This is a genomic window from Streptomyces sp. NPDC050422 (genome assembly GCF_044458665.1).
Taxonomy (GTDB): domain Bacteria; phylum Actinomycetota; class Actinomycetes; order Streptomycetales; family Streptomycetaceae; genus Streptomyces.
Genome location: NZ_JBITIE010000008.1, coordinates 132655 through 150118, shown reverse-complemented (window position 1 = coordinate 150118; position 17464 = coordinate 132655). Strand labels below are relative to the sequence as shown.

Annotated in this window: 19 protein-coding genes; 11 read left to right on the top strand and 8 right to left on the bottom strand. The window is 69.5% G+C overall.

The genetic code is table 11. From position 1 onward, the window contains the following. Positions 1-213 precede the first annotated feature (213 nt). Positions 214-636 carry a hypothetical protein gene (locus tag ACIBJG_RS14235; protein ID WP_399307768.1) on the top strand — a complete coding sequence of 141 codons (423 nt, stop codon included), beginning with the start codon at positions 214-216 and terminating at the stop codon, positions 634-636. A gap of 120 nt (positions 637-756) precedes the next feature. Here the strand turns inward: ACIBJG_RS14235 and ACIBJG_RS14230 are convergent, their stop codons facing one another. Next, a complete protein-coding gene (locus ACIBJG_RS14230) occupies positions 757-1320 on the bottom strand; it encodes a hypothetical protein (protein WP_399307767.1) in 564 nt (187 codons plus the stop codon). 280 nt (positions 1321-1600) lie between these two features. Between ACIBJG_RS14230 and ACIBJG_RS14225 the strand changes: the two genes are divergently transcribed. Then, entirely contained in the window at positions 1601-2227 is a 627-nt protein-coding gene (locus tag ACIBJG_RS14225; RefSeq protein WP_399307766.1) for a TetR/AcrR family transcriptional regulator, read from the top strand. Between the two features lie 119 nt (positions 2228-2346). On the opposite strand, the gene ACIBJG_RS14220 is transcribed toward ACIBJG_RS14225, so the two are convergent. The 3 genes from ACIBJG_RS14220 to ACIBJG_RS14210 form a co-directional block, all read right to left on the bottom strand. Next, entirely contained in the window at positions 2347-2916 is a 570-nt protein-coding gene (locus ACIBJG_RS14220) for a hypothetical protein (protein ID WP_399307765.1), read from the bottom strand. Between the two features lie 155 nt (positions 2917-3071). After that, positions 3072-3788, bottom strand: coding sequence for a DUF4328 domain-containing protein (locus tag ACIBJG_RS14215; RefSeq protein ID WP_399307764.1), 717 nt, complete (start codon positions 3786-3788; stop codon positions 3072-3074). A 212-nt stretch (positions 3789-4000) separates the two neighbouring features. Next, a complete protein-coding gene (locus ACIBJG_RS14210) occupies positions 4001-5602 on the bottom strand; it encodes a glycoside hydrolase family 20 protein (RefSeq protein WP_399307763.1) in 1602 nt (533 codons plus the stop codon). A gap of 344 nt (positions 5603-5946) precedes the next feature. On the opposite strand from ACIBJG_RS14210, the gene ACIBJG_RS14205 reads away from it, so the two are divergent. The 5 genes from ACIBJG_RS14205 (at position 5947) to ACIBJG_RS14185 (ending at position 10290) form a co-directional block, all read left to right on the top strand. Next, the gene (locus tag ACIBJG_RS14205; RefSeq protein WP_399307762.1) at positions 5947-6456 is read left to right on the top strand and encodes a 2-oxo-4-hydroxy-4-carboxy-5-ureidoimidazoline decarboxylase; all 510 of its coding nucleotides are present in this window, start codon (positions 5947-5949) and stop codon (positions 6454-6456) included. Positions 6457-6869: 413 nt separating this feature from the next. Next, on the top strand, positions 6870-7250 hold the full coding sequence (gene sdhC / locus ACIBJG_RS14200; RefSeq protein ID WP_026249405.1) for a succinate dehydrogenase, cytochrome b556 subunit: 381 nt from the start codon (positions 6870-6872) through the stop codon (positions 7248-7250). 5 nt (positions 7251-7255) lie between these two features. Continuing rightward, positions 7256-7729, top strand: coding sequence for a succinate dehydrogenase hydrophobic membrane anchor subunit (locus ACIBJG_RS14195; RefSeq protein ID WP_399307761.1), 474 nt, complete (start codon positions 7256-7258; stop codon positions 7727-7729). Between the two features lie 30 nt (positions 7730-7759). Continuing rightward, positions 7760-9514, top strand: a complete 1755-nt coding sequence (gene sdhA, locus ACIBJG_RS14190; protein ID WP_399307760.1) for a succinate dehydrogenase flavoprotein subunit — start codon at positions 7760-7762, stop codon at positions 9512-9514. Beyond that, positions 9514-10290, top strand: coding sequence for a succinate dehydrogenase iron-sulfur subunit (locus ACIBJG_RS14185; protein ID WP_148020328.1), 777 nt, complete (start codon positions 9514-9516; stop codon positions 10288-10290). The genes sdhA and ACIBJG_RS14185 overlap by 1 nt, the downstream gene beginning before the upstream one ends. Positions 10291-10379: 89 nt before the next feature. Here the strand turns inward: ACIBJG_RS14185 and ACIBJG_RS14180 are convergent, their stop codons facing one another. Beyond that, positions 10380-10868, bottom strand: a complete 489-nt coding sequence (locus ACIBJG_RS14180; RefSeq protein WP_399307759.1) for a MarR family winged helix-turn-helix transcriptional regulator — start codon at positions 10866-10868, stop codon at positions 10380-10382. Between the two features lie 88 nt (positions 10869-10956). Here ACIBJG_RS14180 and ACIBJG_RS14175 point away from each other — a divergent pair, with 88 nt between their 5' ends. From ACIBJG_RS14175 to ACIBJG_RS14160, 4 genes are all read left to right on the top strand, one after another. After that, on the top strand, positions 10957-12192 hold the full coding sequence (locus tag ACIBJG_RS14175; RefSeq protein WP_399307758.1) for an MFS transporter: 1236 nt from the start codon (positions 10957-10959) through the stop codon (positions 12190-12192). Between the two features lie 67 nt (positions 12193-12259). Next, complete coding sequence (locus tag ACIBJG_RS14170; RefSeq protein WP_399307757.1) at positions 12260-12691, top strand: hypothetical protein; 432 nt, start codon at positions 12260-12262, stop codon at positions 12689-12691. Positions 12692-12700: 9 nt separating this feature from the next. Continuing rightward, positions 12701-13150: a thiol-disulfide oxidoreductase DCC family protein gene (locus ACIBJG_RS14165; RefSeq protein ID WP_399307756.1), complete on the top strand. Its 450-nt coding sequence runs from the start codon at positions 12701-12703 to the stop codon at positions 13148-13150. A gap of 23 nt (positions 13151-13173) precedes the next feature. Further along, positions 13174-13890: a TetR/AcrR family transcriptional regulator gene (locus tag ACIBJG_RS14160; RefSeq protein WP_399307755.1), complete on the top strand. Its 717-nt coding sequence runs from the start codon at positions 13174-13176 to the stop codon at positions 13888-13890. Between the two features lie 80 nt (positions 13891-13970). On the opposite strand, the gene ACIBJG_RS14155 is transcribed toward ACIBJG_RS14160, so the two are convergent. The 3 genes from ACIBJG_RS14155 to ACIBJG_RS14145 all read right to left on the bottom strand — a co-directional run bounded on the left by ACIBJG_RS14155 (position 13971) and on the right by ACIBJG_RS14145 (position 17354). After that, positions 13971-15524: an ABC transporter substrate-binding protein gene (locus ACIBJG_RS14155; protein WP_399307961.1), complete on the bottom strand. Its 1554-nt coding sequence runs from the start codon at positions 15522-15524 to the stop codon at positions 13971-13973. A gap of 220 nt (positions 15525-15744) precedes the next feature. Beyond that, positions 15745-17043, bottom strand: a complete 1299-nt coding sequence (locus tag ACIBJG_RS14150) for a metallophosphoesterase (RefSeq protein WP_399307754.1) — start codon at positions 17041-17043, stop codon at positions 15745-15747. Between the two features lie 65 nt (positions 17044-17108). After that, positions 17109-17354: an SCO4848 family membrane protein gene (locus ACIBJG_RS14145; RefSeq protein ID WP_399307753.1), complete on the bottom strand. Its 246-nt coding sequence runs from the start codon at positions 17352-17354 to the stop codon at positions 17109-17111. Positions 17355-17464 lie beyond the last annotated feature (110 nt).

Genomic DNA, 17464 nt, shown 5'->3' with positions numbered 1-17464 from the left:
GTGAGATGCGCGTGGGGGTGGCTGAGTTCGTACGGCGGGTGACAGCACGGAACCGGTTGCCCCTGGACTGCTCGGTGGCAAAGGCCCACCATCGACGTGCCCGGCATGCACAGGGGCTTCCCCAGCGACTTCTCTCCAGGTACTGGGCCTGATGGAGTGACCACGTTGTCCGACTGATCGGCAGACGCAGCGCACTGAACGAGAGGGAAACCAATGGAAGTAACGTCTCGGGCAGCCATTCCCGCCCTGCTCGGCCATGTGGTCCCGGAGGTCAAGGAACAGGCGGACGCCGCGGCGGGCGCAGACCTGTACGACTTCCTCAAGGACGTCTTCACCGACGGGTTCCTCGTTCCGCTGCTGCGTTCCGCGCGGACGGGCGGTGCGGACGATGACGTGCTCACGAGGTGTTTTCGTTTCGTCGAGATCTTGTTGACGAGCCATGATGCGTCGATTCGGTCCGCAGCCGCGTTCCAGGTGATCGACCCGCTCTTCGCTGACGAGCGACTACTGGTGGCGTCCTTCCCGGAGATGGAAGAGGAAACGCTCGCCATTGCTGCGGACACCCTCGACCTCGACCGGGTCTCCCCGGACGCGAGGAGCATCCTTCGCCCGTACCTGAGTGGCCCCGGTCACTGATCTCGAACCTTCATGGCGGCCCGTCAGTCGACCTGGCGGGCCGTTTCGGCTGCGGCAGCTGATCGCCGGCCAACTCGCGGCCGCGTGAGCGCACATGGCCGACGCCGCCTCCCGGCAGCGCTACCGGGAGGCAGCGGGGGCGCGGGGAAGGCGCAGGGCGGAGGCGAGGAAGAAGATGCCGCCGAGCACGGCATAACCGGCAAGGTTGCCCAGAGAAGCGCCGTCCTTGCCCGCCTGCGCGAAGAAGGATGCGCCGGCGAGGGTCGAGAGGGAACCGCTGGCGATCATTGCCCACTGGCCGCCCAGCCGGCGCCGAACGGCGCCGACGACGAGTTGGACGATGCCCGCAGTGACGGCCCAGACGCCCCAGACGCGCAGGACGGCCGGGATACCGGACGCAGCGGCGGCGGCCAGGCCGACAGCGGTGAGGGTGCTGAGCGCGACGTTCACGTACAGACCGCGGACCGGGCCGCCGTTCGCCCGGGTGGACCTGATGTCGACGACGGCGCACGCCACGTCGAACACCGGATAGATCACCAGCAGAGTCGCACTCAGCGGGCCGAGCGTGCCGGCACTCGCGAACAGCAGGGCGGCCCACGCGACAGCGAATCCAAAGCGCAGGAAGTACAGCTTCCGCAGGGCCACGGGGGTGCTCGTGGGGGTGGGATTGACGAGAGTGTCCATGGGTGTGCCTTTCGGTGACGGGGAGGAAGTGATGCGGGACGGCTGAGTTATGGGCTGCTCACGTCCGCTCCCTCGGCCCGGTCTCGGTCTCCGGTCTCGCTCCCGGCCTGGATCTCCGGTCTCGATCTCCGGTCTCGATCTCGGCCTGGATTCCGGGAGAGAGAACGTTCTGTCTCGTGGCTATACAACGGGCCCGGCCCACCCCTGTCAAGACCGAACGTTCTCCCTCATCCGCTTGGTAGGGTGAGCTTCATGAGTCCGGAGCACAGAAGGCGGCAGCATGTCTGAGGCGCGAGCGCGGCTGCTCAGCACAGCGACCAAGATCTTCTACGCGGAGGGCATCCACTCCGTCGGCGTCGACCGGATCATCGCGGAGGCGCAGGTCACGCGTGCCACGCTGTACCGGCACTTCGCGGGCAAGGAAGAACTCGTCCTCGCCTATCTCGACCAGGCCGACCGGGGAATCCGGGCTCAGGTCGCGACCGCCGGGGCAAGCGACGGTTCGGCGGCCGACCGGGTGCGGGCCGTCAGCCGGTCCATCACCGAGGGCATCCGGTCCCCCGGATTCCGCGGATGCGCCTTCCTGAACGCAGTGGCCGAATACCCCGACGCGTCCCACCCGATCCACCAGGCCGTCCTGGCCCACCGGCAGTGGTTCCTCGACACCGTCACCGACCTGCTGGCACAGGCCGGATGCACGCCCGCCGACGCCGCCGGCCGGCATCTCGTCATGCTCCGGGACGGCGCCATGGCGGCCGGCTGCCTCTTCGACCCGGCCCTGGTCTCCGAGACCCTCCTCCACGGGGTCGAAGGGATCCTGCAAGCGAGCACGGCGGCTGATCCGCCCGGTTCCCGATCCGGGACGCGTGCCGGGCACGGACCCGACCGCCGTCAGATGATCATCTGACGGATTGCCGGCCGGCCGCGCGGCAGGCACGCGGGGGAACCCGACGGGCCCGACAGGCCCGGCGGCCCGGCGGCCCGGCGGCCCGGCGGCCCGGGGGGAACGCCCCTGCCGATGCCCCGTCAGCCGCGCACCCGGGCCCGTCGCGAGGCCGCGGCGCGCAGGACCCGTTGGCCCTCGGTCGAGACGTCCATCACCTGGCGCAGCCCGGCTCCCGTGGGCGCGCCGTCCCCGATCTCCGCGAGCATCTCCAGGATCCGGGCCTGCCGGGCGGCCTCCCCGGAAAGCAGCGGCCCCGCCCCGGCCGGATCGCCGGCCCGGCAGCGGCCCACCAGCTCCGTGGCATCGGCGCGGGCGGCGTCGCGGCCGCGGTGGATGTCGAGGGCCAGCACCGAGCAGGCGTCCGCCCAGGTGCGCAGTGCCTCGCCCGACCGGTCCGCCGGCGCCTCGCCGAGCAGTGTCCGGATGCGCTGGACGCTCTCCGGCGGATCGGGCAGGGCGTCCAGCGCCGCGCGTGCCTCGGCCAGCCGGTCCGGCCAGTCCCGCGGGTCGGCGCAGCCGGCCCAGAGCGGTCGCAGCGGATCCGGATCGGCCCCGGCGGCGGACTGCGGCAGGCAGCGGTCCAGGCAGGCGGCCCCGCTTGCGGCGAGCCCGCGGGCGTCAGCGGCGGCGATCAGTTCGAGCAGGCTCATCGGCGTCTCCCGTCGGCCTCCCCGTACCCGGATCGGACGCACGGGGACACAGCGCGTCGTCTTATCGCGTTCAGCGCCGAATGGCCGAAAATCGTCACTCCGGCCGTCCGATTACCGCCGCCGGGGCCTGCCGATGACGGTCGACGTGACCGGTGTCAGCCGGTCTGCTCCGCCGCGAACGGCGGGGCGACGGGAGTGGCGCGCTCCTCCGCCCGCTCGCCCTGCATCGCGGTCAGTCGGCGCACGAACAGGATCGCGAGCACGGCGGCGGCGATGTCGAGCGCGTCGGAGGCCATGACCTGGTCGAAGCCGCTCAGGATCTCGTCCCGGTCCTCGGCGTCCGAGTAGACCTGCTCGGCGTACCGGGAGAAGACTTCCGAGCAGAGCAACGCCGCCCACCAGGCGTGCAGCAGTCCGCGCGGGGTCGGAGGCCGGTTGCTGCCGCCCGGGGAACTCGCGGTCCAGATGCCGCTCGCGACGCGGTGGGGCAGCCAGAGAGCGCCGACGGGTACGAACCAGGCGCCTATCGCCCAGCCGGGCCGCATCGAGTGGGCGTACGCGTCGAACACCTCCGCGTTCTGCCGCACCCGGCGGAACCAGACGAGGAAGACGACGACGGTGGCCAGGAAGGTCAGCACCTGCAACGATCCGGAGGCCTGGAACAGCATGTCGGCACGGTCCGCGCCCGCTTCGTCGTACGTCAGGAAGTCATCGGCCATCCCGTCACCGAACACCTGACGCGAGTGGATACCGGCGCCGATCGCCAGCACGTCCGCCACGGCCACCGAGCCGAGCAGCACACACACCGCCTTGCCGAGCCCGACCGGTGACCGAAGGGAACGCGTGGTCTGCGGTCCCGTCGCCGTCGGCATCAGCCCGCCCGCCCGTGAACGGCGGAAGGCGGCGCACACCGTGCACCGCCCGTCGGCGGTGGCGGCAGGTCTCGTACCGCAGAGTGAACAGAGCATGAAAGTGGAACCCCCCAGGATTCGGACGCCTACGCATGGAGCGCGCGTCCCTCCCCGGACCGCGCGGCAAGCGGAACGTAGCCCCCGCTCGCCGCGCTGTCCACGCGTCCACACCCTCAGCCCTGGTCGATCTCCTTGGCCAGCGCCTTGAACCCGTCCCAGGTCAGCTGCGGTTTGTCCGGGTCCCACAGCTTCTGCGACGTCGCCCGCAGCGGCATCCGGATGCCCTGGGCCACCTGTGCCGCGGTCTGGGCGTTCGGGAAGTCGCCCCAGACGGCGAAACGTCCGCCGAGGATCTGGTCCGAGTACTTCGCCGGGACGGGGCTCGTGCCGCGCAGCACGAGAGGGGTCCACTGCTCGTAGATGCGCTTGCCGGTGGGGTAGACGAACGCGTTGGGCTGGCCGAGCACGTAGTAGAGGAACTCGTCGTTGAGGTTCAGCATCTTGAACCCCTCGCGCAGGTACTGCTCCGGCGGGCGGGCGCCGTACTCCTTGCCCGTCCAGTACTCGATCTCGATGTCCTTGTCGGCCCGGACGGTGCTGTCGCGGAAGAGCCCGTCGTTCCACGCCTTGGGCTTCATGCCGTGCGGCCGGACCACCGCTGCCCGGTCGTTGAGCCAGCCGGTGGCGAGGTCCTCGATGCCGGCCTGCGCCCCGTACTTCTTCACAGCCGCGCGCTGCAGCTGCGGGTACGAGGCGGCGGGATTGCTCACCGTGAGTGCCTGGTACTCGTCGGCGCCCAGATGCCAGTAGGCGCCCCCGAACAGTTCGGTGTACTCGCCGAGGAGCTCGTCGATGAGCTTCGCCGCGCCCGGCTTCGAGATGTCGAGCGACCCCTTCGAGGGCACGCCCGAGACGTTGCGCAGCTGGAGTTCGGGGTGGGCGAGCAGGACGGCCCCGAGGTGGCCCGGGGAGTCGATCTCGGGGACGACCTCGATGTGCAGCCGGCCGGCCAGGGCGACGATGCGCCGCACCTCGGCCTTGGTCAGGTGGTCGGGCGACACGATCTCGGGGTGGGTGTCGGACTCGATGCGGAAGGCCTGGTCGTCGGAGAAGTGCAGGCCGAGCTGGTTGAGCTTGAGGTCGGCCATCTCGCGCAGCCGGTCCTCGATCCAGCCGGCGCTGTAGTGCTTGCGTGCGATGTCGAGGTTGAGACCGCGCTGCGGGCGGCCGGGGCGGTCGCGCACCTCGCCCTCGGGCATGGTGCCGTCGGCGCGTACGGACTGCTTGAGGGTGCGGGTCCCGTAGAAGATGCCCGCCTCTCCCGGACCACTGATCGTGACGCGTCCGTCGTGGGTCCGCAGGGTGTACGACTCGGGGCCGCCGGCGTCCTTCGGGCTCAGGGCCAGCTCCACGTCACCCGCGCGGGCCGGGACCTCGCCCCGGTAGCGGATCCTGAGCTCACCGGCGAGCAGCCGCCCCTCGTCGGTGAGGACCTTGTCGCCCTTGCCGATCACCACGCCGCTGCCGCTGCCCGGCTTCCAGCCGGGGCCGCGGGCGGGGGTGTGGTCCCGTACGGAGGGAATGGTGCGGGGCGTCTTCGAGAGCGGGTAGCTCCGGGTCGGGGAGGGCTTGGGGGACGCCGACGGTGCCGCCGACGAACGGGACGTCTCGGAGCCGTTGCGGTGTTCGGTTCCGGAGCTGTCGCAGCCGGCGACGGTGACGGTCGCCGCAGCCACCGCCGTGACGGCCATGAGGGCGCCGCGTGAGGGTACCATCAGTCAGAAACCTCCGGTTCAGGGGGAAAAAGAGCAGAAATGCAAGACAAAAGCCCAGATGCGGGGAGTAGCCGGGCATTCTCCTCGCCCATGTGTCCCTCAAGCATCGTGAAACTCTCCCGTCCGGGTGAAATTCGCGCATCCGTCGGACGGCCGTTGCCCGGCGTCGCTAGCTTTGAGGCACATTCGTCTCTCCCTTCACCCTGCATCCACCTGGTCTCTCCCGTCCCTCCCCACTCCAGGTTCACAGATGCCGTTGATTCCAGGAGCCCACGCTGTCCAGGTCCAGCGAGTCCCACGCCGGCCTCCCCGCGCAGCCGCCCCCGTCCGCACGGCGGACCGCCGTGCCCGTACAGAGCTGCGGATCCGTACCCGGCCGTGCCGTTTCCGGCCCCTTCGACCTGCCGCGGTTCAACGCCGCACCGGCCACCGAGGCCGAGGCCGCCCTGCTGGAGTGTTACGGCAGCCGCCGCTGGGCCAAGCGGCTGGCCGACCACCGCCCCTACCCGGACGTGGACGCGCTGCTGGCCGCCGCCGACGAGGCGGGCTACGACCTCTCCCCCGCCGACCGCGCCGAGGCGCTGGCCGCCGAGGTCTCCCCGGGGCTGCACCCGGACGCGCCGCACTCCGCCCACCTCGCACTGGCCGCCGCGCACGCCGCGTACGAGTGCAGGTTCGGCCATGTCTTCGTCATCTGCCTGGACGGCTTCGGGCCCGCCGAGCACCCCGACCAGGTCCTGGCCGGCATCCGGGCCCGGCTGGCGCACGATCCCGAACAGGAACGGGTGGTGACGGCCGACGAGATGCGGCGACTCGCCCGGGGCCGCATCATCGAGCTGGTATCGAGTCAGTAACGGCTTGGCGGCGGGCTCCTGCGTGCGGATTCCCTGCCACAAGCGGGCAAACGGGCCCGTAGGCGCCCGTCAGGTCGCGCCGCCGAGCTGCCGTCGTCGCCCGGAGGGCGGCCGTGCGGCGACTGGTGCGTGCGATGGCAAGGCGCCGAAATGGTCTCGTAGCGGAGCTACTGGGGCATTTCGGCAACGCCGCGAGCGTGCGTGCCGGTCGCCGCACGGCAGGCGGCAGTTTGGCGGCGCGACCTAGCCCGTACGTGCCTGATTCATTGCCACTTTGATCACACCAGAGGCCCCCGCGCGATCGAACCGACAAACCGTCGCTACGATGGCCGGGGCCGGTGGACCGTACCCGGCCGGGTCAGACCGACAGTCAAGCCGGCCGACCCCAATCCCCGCTCCCGGAGGGTTCTTCCGTGCCGGCTGGAACGCTGTACCGCGGCCGGGAAGGCATGTGGTCCTGGGTGGCTCATCGAGTCACCGGTGTCCTCATTTTCTTCTTCCTGTTCGTACATGTCCTGGACACCGCACTCGTCCGCGTCTCCCCCGAGGCATACGACGACGTCGTGTCCACGTACAAGACGCCGATCGTCGCGCTCCTCGAATACGGCCTGGTGGCCGCGATTCTCTTCCACGCGCTGAACGGTCTGCGCATCGTCGCCGTGGACTTCTGGGCCAAGGGCCCGCGCGTTCAGAAGCAGATGCTCTGGGCCGTGCTGGGTATCTGGATCGTGCTGATGGTCGGGGCCCTGTACCCCGTCCTCGGCCACGCCGTACGCGAAGTATTCGGGAGCTGAGGCCAATGTCCACCGAGACTTCCGCGATCGGCGACGTCGAGGGCTCCGCCCTCTACGACGTCGACAACCCCGCGCCCGTGATCGAGCCGCCGCGCCAGCGGACCGGCAAGACGCCCAAGGGCTCGCGCACCAACTTCGAGATGTACGCCTGGCTCTTCATGCGCCTGTCGGGCATCGTGCTGGTCGTCCTGGTCCTGGGTCACCTGCTGATCCAGCTGGTGCTGGACGGCGGCGTCTCCAAGATCGGCTTCGCCTTCGTGGCGGGCCGCTGGGCCTCGCCGTTCTGGCAGGTCTGGGACCTGGCGATGCTGTGGCTCGCCATGCTGCACGGCGCCAACGGTCTCCGTACGGTCATCAACGACTACGCCGAACGGGACAACACCCGCTTCTGGCTGAAGATGCTGCTGTACACCGCCACGGTGTTCACCGTCCTGCTGGGCACGCTGGTGATCTTCACCTTCGACCCGAACATCCGCTAGGCGCCGGGCCCGAAGGACCAGAGGTAAACCATGCAGATCCACAAGTACGACACCGTCATCGTCGGCGCCGGCGGCGCCGGAATGCGCGCGGCCATCGAGTCGACCAAGCGCAGCCGCACCGCCGTGCTGACCAAGCTCTATCCCACCCGCTCCCACACGGGCGCGGCGCAGGGCGGCATGGCCGCCGCGCTCGCCAACGTGGAGGAGGACAACTGGGAGTGGCACACCTTCGACACGATCAAGGGCGGCGACTACCTGGTCGACCAGGACGCCGCCGAGATCCTGGCGAAGGAGGCCATCGACGCCGTTCTCGACCTGGAGAAGATGGGCCTGCCGTTCGGCCGCACGCCCGAGGGCAAGATCGACCAGCGCCGGTTCGGCGGTCACTCCCGGAACCACGGTGAGGCCCCGGTCCGCCGCGCCTGCTACTCGGGCGACCGCACCGGCCACATGATCCTCCAGACGCTGTACCAGAACTGCGTCAAGGAGGGCGTGGAGTTCTTCAACGAGTTCTACGTCCTGGACCAGCTGGTCGTCGAGGAGGACGGCGTCAAGAAGTCCGCCGGCGTAGTCGCCTACGAGCTGGCCACCGGCGAGATCCACATCTTCCAGGCGAAGTCGGTCATCTACGCCTCGGGCGGCACCGGCAAGTTCTTCAAGGTGACGTCGAACGCGCACACCCTGACCGGTGACGGCCAGGCCGCCTGCTACCGCCGGGGTCTGCCGCTGGAGGACATGGAGTTCTTCCAGTTCCATCCGACCGGCATCTGGCGCATGGGCATCCTGCTGACGGAGGGCGCCCGCGGTGAGGGCGGCATCCTCCGCAACAAGGACGGCGAGCGCTTCATGGAGAAGTACGCGCCCGTCATGAAGGACCTCGCGTCCCGTGACGTCGTGTCCCGCTCCATCTACACGGAGATCCGTGAGGGCCGCGGCTGCGGTCCGGCCGGCGACCACGTGTACCTGGACCTGACGCACCTGCCGCCGGAGCAGCTGGACGCCAAGCTCCCGGACATCACCGAGTTCGCGCGTACGTACCTCGGCATCGAGCCCTACACGGACCCGATCCCGATCCAGCCGACCGCGCACTACGCCATGGGCGGCATCCCGACCAACGTCGAGGGCGAGGTGCTGGCCGACAACACCACCGTCGTCCCGGGCCTGTACGCCGCCGGCGAGGTCGCGTGTGTCTCCGTGCACGGCGCCAACCGGCTGGGCACCAACTCGCTGCTCGACATCAACGTCTTCGGACGCCGGTCGGGCATCGCCGCCGCCGAGTACTCCGCGAAGAACGACTTCCTCGAGCTTCCCGAGAACCCGGCGCAGCAGGTCATCGACCAGGTCGAGCGGCTGCGCAACTCCACGGGCACCGAGCGCGTCTCGGCGATCCGCCTGGAGCTGCAGGAGTGCATGGACGCCAACGTGATGGTGTTCCGCACCGAGCAGACGATCAAGACCGCGGTCGACAAGATCGCGGAGCTGCGCGAGCGCTACCTCAACGTGTCCATCCAGGACAAGGGCAAGCGGTTCAACACGGACCTGCTGGAGGCCATCGAGCTGGGCAACCTGCTCGACCTCGCCGAGGTCATGGCGACTTCGGCGCTGGCGCGCAAGGAGTCCCGCGGCGGTCACTACCGCGAGGACTACCCGAACCGCGACGACGTCAACTTCATGCGCCACACCATGGCGTACCGCGAGGTCGCCGAGGACGGCACCGAGTCGATCCGGCTGGACTACAAGCCGGTCGTCGTGACCCGCTACCAGCCGATGGAGCGTAAGTACTGATGGCTACCCCCACCTTGGAAAAGGCAGACAAGGCTCCCGAGCCCGAGGCCGGTTTCGCCGACTCGCCGTACATCACGGCCACCTTCCGGATCCGCCGGTTCAACCCGGAGGTCTCGGACGAGGCGCAGTGGCAGGACTTCCAGATCGAGATCGACCCGAAGGAGCGTGTGCTCGACGCCCTTCACAAGATCAAGTGGGAGACCGACGGCACGCTGACGTTCCGCCGCTCGTGCGCCCACGGGATCTGCGGTTCCGACGCGATGCGGATCAACGGCAAGAACAGGCTCGCCTGCAAGACGCTGATCAAGGACCTGAGCCCGGAGAAGCCGATCACGATCGAGGCCATCAAGGGCCTCACGGTCCTCAAGGACCTCGTGGTCGACATGGACCCGTTCTTCCAGGCCTACCGCGACGTCATGCCCTTCCTCATCACCAAGGGGAACGAGCCGACCCGCGAGCGTCTGCAGTCCCCCGAGGACCGCGAGCGCTTCGACGACACCACCAAGTGCATCCTGTGCGCCGCGTGCACGTCCTCGTGCCCGGTGTTCTGGAACGACGGCCAGTACTTCGGCCCGGCGGCGATCGTCAACGCGCACCGATTCATCTTCGACTCGCGCGACGAGGGCGGCGAGCAGCGCCTGGAGATCCTCAACGACCGTGACGGCGTGTGGCGTTGCCGCACCACGTTCAACTGCACGGACGCCTGCCCGCGTGGCATCGAGGTCACGAAGGCGATCCAGGAGGTCAAGCGCGCGCTGATCACGCGTCGCTTCTGATCCCCGGGACTCCCCGAGCACAGCAGGAGGCCCCGTCCCGCGCAGCACTGCTGCGCGGGACGGGGCCTCCTGCTGTGTTCCCTGCTCCCCTACTCCTCGGCGACGATCATGATGCGTCGCAGCATGTCGTTGAGCAGCACGCGTTCGTCCTTGTCGAGGACGCCCACCAGGCGCTCCTCCTCGTGACCGAGGAACTCCATCGCGCCGATCCAGGTGGCGCGGCCCTCGTCGGTCAGCTCCACGTCGACTCGGCGCCGGTCGGTGACGGAGGGCGTACGGCGGACGAAGCCCCGGCGCTCCAGGGCGTCCAGCCGGCCGGTGACGGAGGCGGGCGCGAGGTCGAGGTCGGCGGCGAGCTCGGAGGGGGCGGCCTTGCCGCCGCGGCCTGCGAGCTTGTGCAGGGTGTCGAACTCCTGGCGGTCCAGGGCGAAGTCGACGAGGGACTGTTCGCGCACCCGGCGCAGATGGACGGCGAGCCTGTTCATCCGGGTCACCGCACCCTCGACATCGGGATCGAGTTCGGGGAGCACCGGCTTCCACCGCTCCACGTGGGCGTCGGTCCAGTCGCGTTGCTGCATGGGCCACAGCCTACGCCGAGCCTCTGATTCACTTCGGAAACTTATATTTCGTTGACGAATAGTTTGGTGACGAAATAGGTTGCGGCCCATGCCTCACCCCTTACGCACCCGGTCCTTCCGCCTGCTCTTCGTCGGACGCGCCCTCTCCCTGTTCGGTGACGCCGCGATTCCCGCCGCACTCACCCTCGCCGTCTACCTCGCCACCGGCTCAACGGGCGCCCTGGCCCTGGTGCTTGCCTGCGCGATGGTGCCCAAGCTGCTCCTACTGCCCCTCGGTGGCGTGGTCGGCGACCGTTTCAACGCCCGTACGATCGCACTGACCACCGATCTCGTACGGTGCGTCACCCAGCTCTTCGTCGGCGCGGAACTGCTGTCCGGCGCCCCGGCGTTGTGGCAGATCGCCGTGGCCGAGGCGCTCGGCGGCGCCGCGGGCGCCTTCTCGATGCCGACCGTCTCACCGCTGATCCGCGGCACCGTGGCCGAGTCCGGACTGCTGCGCGCCAACTCGCTGATGGCGGTGGTCAGCAGCGCGGCCCGGATCGGCGGACCCACTCTTGCCGGAGCACTGGTCTTCACGGCGGGGCCCGGCTGGGCCTTCGTGCTGGACGGAGCGAGCTTCGCGGTGAGCGCCGCGCTCCTTGCCGCGATCGAGGTGCGGCACGTCCCCATCCCGAAACGTTCACTGCTCAGTGACCTCAAGGAGGGCTGGGGCGAGGTCCGGGGCCGCGACTGGTACTGGACGAGCCTGATCGCCCATGCGGTCTGGAACGGCGCGGCAGCCGTGCTCATGACCGTGGGCCCGGCCCTCTTCCTCAGCGACCTGGGAGGCAAGGGCGCCTGGCTCGCCTTCCTCCAGACCGGCGCCGTCGGCCTGCTGCTCGGCTCACTGGTGGCCGGCCGGGCCCGGCCGCGCCGCCCGGTCCTGACCGCCAACCTGGGCGGCGCCCTCTACGCCCTCCCGCTCTGCCTGCTGGCCGGGCACGCCCCCGTGAGCGTATCCGTCGTCGCGTACGGGATCGCCATGGCCGGACTCGGCTTCCTCAACCCGGTCTGGGAGACCGCCGTCCAGTCCGCCGTGCCGCCCCACGCGCTCGCCCGGGTGACCTCGTACGACTGGCTGCTCTCGCTGGGAGCGACGCCGCTGGGTTACGCGCTGGCCCCGCTTGCCGCCTCCGCGTGGGGCGCCGAAGTCCCGCTCGCCGTGGCCGGATTGCTGGTCGGTGCCGCCTGCCTGGCCACTGCGGCCGTACCGGGCGTACGGCGTTTCAAGGCAGCCACGGAGCCCGTCGACACAGTGACGCGGACCACCGGAACCACGGCTTGAACATGTTCAAAGAGGGGTCTACAGTCCAGGACAACAGCATTTGAACGCGTTCAAGGGAGGGTGGGGCATGGACCTCACTGTTGTCGCGTACGTCATCTACCTGCTCATCAGCGTGGCGCTCACCATCTGGGTCGCCCGCACGCTGAGCCGCAACGGCAGGGTCTTCCTGGCCGATGTGCTGCACGGGAACGAGAAGCTCGCCGACGCGGTCAACCACCTGCTGGTGGTGGGCTTCTACCTGGTCAACCTGGGGTTCGTGACGCTCTATCTGAAGAGCTCCGACGGTGTCGCCGACGCCCGGGGGCTCTTCGAGGCACTGTCGGTCAAGGTCGGCGTCGTCCTGCTCGTCCTCGGGGTGATGCACCTGGGCAACGTCTACGTACTCAACAAGATCCGCCGCCGCGGGCTGATGGAGCGCGAGCAGACCCCGCCCGTCGCTCCGCAGGGCTGGACCGGCCCCGGACAGGGGCCGTGGGCCGCCCCCGCCCCCAGAGTGTGAGGGCCGGTCATGACGCGCCGCACGGGTGGCGGGCGGTCGTCCGTCGAACGGCTCACCGTGCTCTACGACGCACAGTGCTCGCTCTGCGTCCATCTGCGCCAGTGGTTGATGAACCAGCGTCAGCTGGTCCCGCTCGACCTCGTGCCGGCGGACTCCGCCGAGGCGCACCGCCGCTTCCCCGGCCTCGACCACTCCGCGACGCTCGAGGAGATCACGGTGATCGGTGACCGGGGGCAGATCTACCGCGGAACCTCCGCGTGGATCGTCTGCCTCTGGGCGCTGGACGGGTACCGGCCGAAGGCCCACTGGCTGACCACTCCGGCCGGCCGGCCGTTCGCCCGCGCCACCGTCCTCGCCGCCGCCAAGTACCGTTCGCTGACGGCCGAGCCGTGCCGCGCGGACGGGGCAGGCGGCCAGAGCGGCGGCTGTCGGGTGCAGGGCCCCGGCCCGGCGACGTAGCCGGTCCGGATACCCTCGGGACCGTGGTGAAGGAAGAGAAGGACGTGAAGGAAGTCAAGGCTCCCAAGAGCGAGCAGACCCGCACACTCATCCTCGAAACCGCGCTCCGGCTCTTCCAGGAACGCGGCTACGACAAGACGACGATGCGGGCCATCGCCCAGGAGGCCGGCGTCTCCGTAGGGAACGCGTACTACTACTTCTCGTCCAAGGAACACCTGGTCCAGGGCTTCTACGACCGGATCGCCGCCGAGCACGAGGCGGCGGTCCAGCCGGTCCTGGCCGGCGACGAGGACCTCGCGGTACGCATCCGCGGGGTCCTGCTCGGCTGGCTGGACGTGGCGGAGCCGTACCACCGCTTCGCCGCCCAGTTCTTCAAGAACGCCGCGGACCCCGAGAGTCCACTGAGCCCGTTCTCGCACGACTCGGTCTCCGCGCGAGAGGCCGCGATCTCCATCCACGAGCGCTGTCTGGCGGGCTCCGACACCAAGATCGACCCCGAACTGGCCGATTTGCTGCCCCAGCTGATGTGGCTGAACCAGATGGGTCTGGTGCTGTACTGGGTGTACGACCGGACGGACGACGCCGAACGCAGCCGCCGGCTGGTCGAGCGCATCGCCCCGATCGTCGCGCGGGCCATCGCCCTGTCCCGGTTCCGGGTCCTGCGGCCGCTGGTGCGCCAGGTCTACGAGGTGCTGGAGGAGTTCCTGCCCGGAGTGGCGAAGCGGGTGCCGGCCAGGTAACCGCGGAAACGGCCGAGCGGCCGTCCCGGGATCGGATCCCGGGACGGCCGCTCGCTGTCGTGCTGTGCTGTGCTGCCGGATCAGATCCAGCCCAGTTCCCACAGCCGCCAGATGCCGGTGCCGTCGGAGAGGTACTGCGATCCGGAGACGTCGGGCTTGGCGACGACGTAGTCCTTCTTCTGCCACAGCGGTACGAGCGGCACGTCCTCGCCGACCAGCTTCTGGAGTTCCTTGAAGTCGGCCGAGGTGCGGCTGCGGTCGCTGTACTGCAGCGTGGAGCTGATCAGCTGGTCCATCTTCTTGCTGGTGTAGCCGTTGTGGAGGCTGCTGTCGCGGCCGACGAGCGGCTGGCTGAAGGTGTCGGGGTCCGGGTAGTCGGGGAGCCAGCCGACGGTGTACATGTCGTACTCGCCCGCCGCGTAACCCTTCTGGAACCTCGTCCACTCGACGGCCTTCGCCTTGACCTTGAAGAGCCCGTCCGCCTCCAGCTGGCGAGCGATCACGGCCGTCTCCTTCTTGGCCTCGTCGCCCTCCCGGTAGGCGAAGGTGACCGCCAGCGGAAGCTTCACGCCGGCCTCCTGCATCAGCTCCTTGGCGCGCTCGGGGTCCGGCGCCGGGTACGCGTCGAAGAACGGGGTGCTGTGCCCGATGTAGCCCTGCGGGATCAGCGAGTAGAGCGGTTCGACGATGCCCTTGTAGACGTCGGTCACCACCGGCGCCCGGTCGATGATCGCCGCGATGGCCTGGCGGACCTTCTTGTCGGCGAGCGGCGAGTCCTTGCGGACGTTGAAGACCAGGTTGCGGATCTCGGCGCTGTCGGCCTCCGTCACGTGCTGGTCGATGGCACCGGGGTCCAGCTCGGCGAGCGTGGACGGCGGGAGCTCGCGATGCGCGACATCGACCTGGCCCGACTTCCAGGCCGCCAGCAGATCTTCCGACTGCTTGAAGTAGCGCACCGTGACCGGGCCACCGGATTTCGTCAGCGCACCCTTGTACTTCGTGTTCGGCACGAGTTCGGCGGAGACCCCCGACTCGTACGACTTCAGCACGTACGGCCCCGAACCGGTCACGTGACCGTCGCCACGCAGCTTGTGCTCGGCGTAGGAGTCCCGCTCGACGATCGAACCCGCTCCGGTGGCGAGCTTCTGCGGGAAGGTCGCGTCACGCGCGGAGAGGTTGAAGGTGATGGTCAGGCCGTCGGCCACCACGTTCTTCAGGCTGGGGAAGAGGACCGACGGACCGACGTCCGTCTTGATCGCCATCATCCGGTCGAAGGAGTACTTGACGTCCTCCGCGGTGATCTCCTTGCCGTCCGAGAACGTCAGGTCGTCACGGAGCTTGCACCGGTACGTCTGCAGCTTCCCGCCGATGAACCCGCAACTCTCCGCGGCGTCCGGCTCGGGGACGATCGCCCCGGACTTGAACGTCATGAGCGACTGGTAGACGTTGCTGTACATCGCCCACGAACCGGCGTCGTACGCGCCCGCCGGGTCGAGCGAGGTCACTTCGTCGGTCGTGCCGACCGTGACCGGATCACTCTTCCCCTCATCCGAGGGAAGCAACTGCCAGGCGCCGACGCCTGCGATGACCAAAACCGCGAGAATCGCGAGAATCCGTAGCCGGATCGACCGCATTGCCGTGCTCTCCCTTAACAGCCCCACCTCGGCGTCGCGCTCAGATACGCAGATCACCGCACGTTCGCGCTCAGCCAATCACACGATTTTCACATCTGGAAGAGGAAATCGGAGGCTCACAGGCTTTTGTTCGTTAGTTGAAACCTTGGACCGATAGGTCGCATACGGAGGGTTCACGACCGGTCACCCGATCAAGCATTTCGCGGAGGTTCGGTGGTGATTACGCCTGCCGCGACGCGAGCTCGACGACGGTGACGTCGGAGGGCGCGCCGACCCGCACGGGCGGGCCCCAGGCACCCGCCCCGCGGGTGACGTACAGCTGGGTGTCGCCGTAGCGCTCGAGGCCCGCGACCGTGGGATTGGACAGTTCCGCGATGTAGTTGCCCGGCCAGAGCTGGCCGCCGTGGGTGTGCCCGGAGAGCTGGAGGTCCACACCGTGCCGGGCGGCCTCGTCGATGACGACGGGCTGGTGCGCCATGAGGACGGCGGCGCGGGTGCGGTCCCGGTCGCCGAGCGCCCGGCCGAAATCGGGGCCCTGTCCTTCGCTCTCGCCCGCGATGTCATTGACCCCGGCCAGATCGAAACCGTCGATCTCGAGCCGGGCGTTCTCCAGCGGGTGCAGCCCCAATTCCCTTACGTGGTCGACCCATTCGGCGGCCCCGGAGTAGTACTCGTGATTACCGGTCACGAAGAACGCGCCGTGCCGGGCGTGGAGCCCGGCGAGCGGTTCGGCGGCCGGGCCGAGATCGGCCACCGATCCGTCGACCAGGTCCCCGACGACCGCGATCAGGTCGGGCTGGGTCCGGTTGACCGTGTCGACGATCCGCCGGGTGTGGGCCGAGCCCAGAACCGGGCCCAGGTGGATGTCGCTGACGACGGCGATCCGGAAGCCGTGGGCGGACCGGGGCAGCCGGGCCAGCGGAACGGTGACGCGCTTGACGCGGGGTCCGCGCAGCACCCCGTAGGCGCCGTAGCCGGTCGTGCCGAGCCCTGCCACGGCTGCGGCGCCGCCGACGGCCCGCGCGACGAAGAGGCGGCGCGAGGGGGCGGCGGGTGCGGTGGCCCGGGGTGCGGTGGCGGTGGGTGCGGGGGCCGGCGGGGCTGCCGTCGCGAGGGCGGACGGGTGTGCGGGGGCGGCCGGTTCGGCGGGCGCGGTCTCCGGGGCCCGGGCCGCTGCCTCCAGGGACACGGCTGCCCGGCGGGCGAGCAGCCGGCGCAGCAGCGGCCGTACCGCCTCGCCGGCCAGCAGCGCGAGTGTCAGATAGAGCAGGGCGGCCAGCCACAGATAGCCGGGCCAGGCCAGCGCCTGCTGGAGCCGGAAGGGGGCGCCCGTACGCCCGGAGACCAGGGCGCCGACGCTCAGCAGCGGCAGGACGTACGCCGCCGCCGTGCCGGCCCTGCGCGGCAGACTGCCCGCTGTCGTCGTGTCACCGACCAGGCGGCGCCACACATAGCGGTGCACGACGGCCAGCAGCGCGAGCACGGCGGCCGCCAGTACAGCGAAACCCAGGACCGCCATACACACTCCCCCGCCTCGTTCGTACCTGTTTGTCCCGCATTCGGCCCCGGCCGGAAGTCGACGCGCTACGCCTCTTGGCTGCGCAGGGACCTGACGCCACGGAACCCGATCACGCCGACTGCCGTCCCCAGGAGAAAGGACGTGATGGCGAGCAGCAGATGCACCCAGAAGTAGGCAGTCGGGTCACCCGCGTCGTCGAAGGCGAGACCACTGCCGTCCTGCCATAGATTTTTAGCGAAAGTGATCCAGATGAACCAGCTCCACACCCCGAAGGCGAGCAGGAACCAGGAGACGGGGCGGCTGAGCTTCATGGAATCAGTATCGCCGCCACGCTCCGCCAGCCTCGCCCGGGGTGGGCCGTCCCGGCGGTGCGCACGGCGGGTCATACCTCCGGTGTCCATAATCAGATCAACTGCATGTA

Bases quoted from the DNA above. Each gene is read 5' to 3' on its own strand.
- ACIBJG_RS14235 (WP_399307768.1), top strand. From the start codon at position 214: ATGGAAGTAACGTCTCGGGCAGCCATTCCCGCCCTGCTCGGCCATGTG.
- ACIBJG_RS14230 (WP_399307767.1), bottom strand. From the start codon at position 1,320: ATGGACACTCTCGTCAATCCCACCCCCACGAGCACCCCCGTGGCCCTG.
- ACIBJG_RS14225 (WP_399307766.1), top strand. From the start codon at position 1,601: ATGTCTGAGGCGCGAGCGCGGCTGCTCAGCACAGCGACCAAGATCTTC.
- ACIBJG_RS14220 (WP_399307765.1), bottom strand. From the start codon at position 2,916: ATGAGCCTGCTCGAACTGATCGCCGCCGCTGACGCCCGCGGGCTCGCC.
- ACIBJG_RS14215 (WP_399307764.1), bottom strand. From the start codon at position 3,788: ATGCCGACGGCGACGGGACCGCAGACCACGCGTTCCCTTCGGTCACCG.
- ACIBJG_RS14210 (WP_399307763.1), bottom strand. From the start codon at position 5,602: ATGGTACCCTCACGCGGCGCCCTCATGGCCGTCACGGCGGTGGCTGCG.
- ACIBJG_RS14195 (WP_399307761.1), top strand. From the start codon at position 7,256: ATGTCCACCGAGACTTCCGCGATCGGCGACGTCGAGGGCTCCGCCCTC.
- sdhA (WP_399307760.1), top strand. From the start codon at position 7,760: ATGCAGATCCACAAGTACGACACCGTCATCGTCGGCGCCGGCGGCGCC.
- ACIBJG_RS14185 (WP_148020328.1), top strand. From the start codon at position 9,514: ATGGCTACCCCCACCTTGGAAAAGGCAGACAAGGCTCCCGAGCCCGAG.
- ACIBJG_RS14180 (WP_399307759.1), bottom strand. From the start codon at position 10,868: ATGCAGCAACGCGACTGGACCGACGCCCACGTGGAGCGGTGGAAGCCG.
- ACIBJG_RS14175 (WP_399307758.1), top strand. From the start codon at position 10,957: ATGCCTCACCCCTTACGCACCCGGTCCTTCCGCCTGCTCTTCGTCGGA.
- ACIBJG_RS14170 (WP_399307757.1), top strand. From the start codon at position 12,260: ATGGACCTCACTGTTGTCGCGTACGTCATCTACCTGCTCATCAGCGTG.
- ACIBJG_RS14165 (WP_399307756.1), top strand. From the start codon at position 12,701: ATGACGCGCCGCACGGGTGGCGGGCGGTCGTCCGTCGAACGGCTCACC.
- ACIBJG_RS14155 (WP_399307961.1), bottom strand. From the start codon at position 15,524: ATGCGGTCGATCCGGCTACGGATTCTCGCGATTCTCGCGGTTTTGGTC.
- ACIBJG_RS14150 (WP_399307754.1), bottom strand. From the start codon at position 17,043: ATGGCGGTCCTGGGTTTCGCTGTACTGGCGGCCGCCGTGCTCGCGCTG.
- ACIBJG_RS14145 (WP_399307753.1), bottom strand. From the start codon at position 17,354: ATGAAGCTCAGCCGCCCCGTCTCCTGGTTCCTGCTCGCCTTCGGGGTG.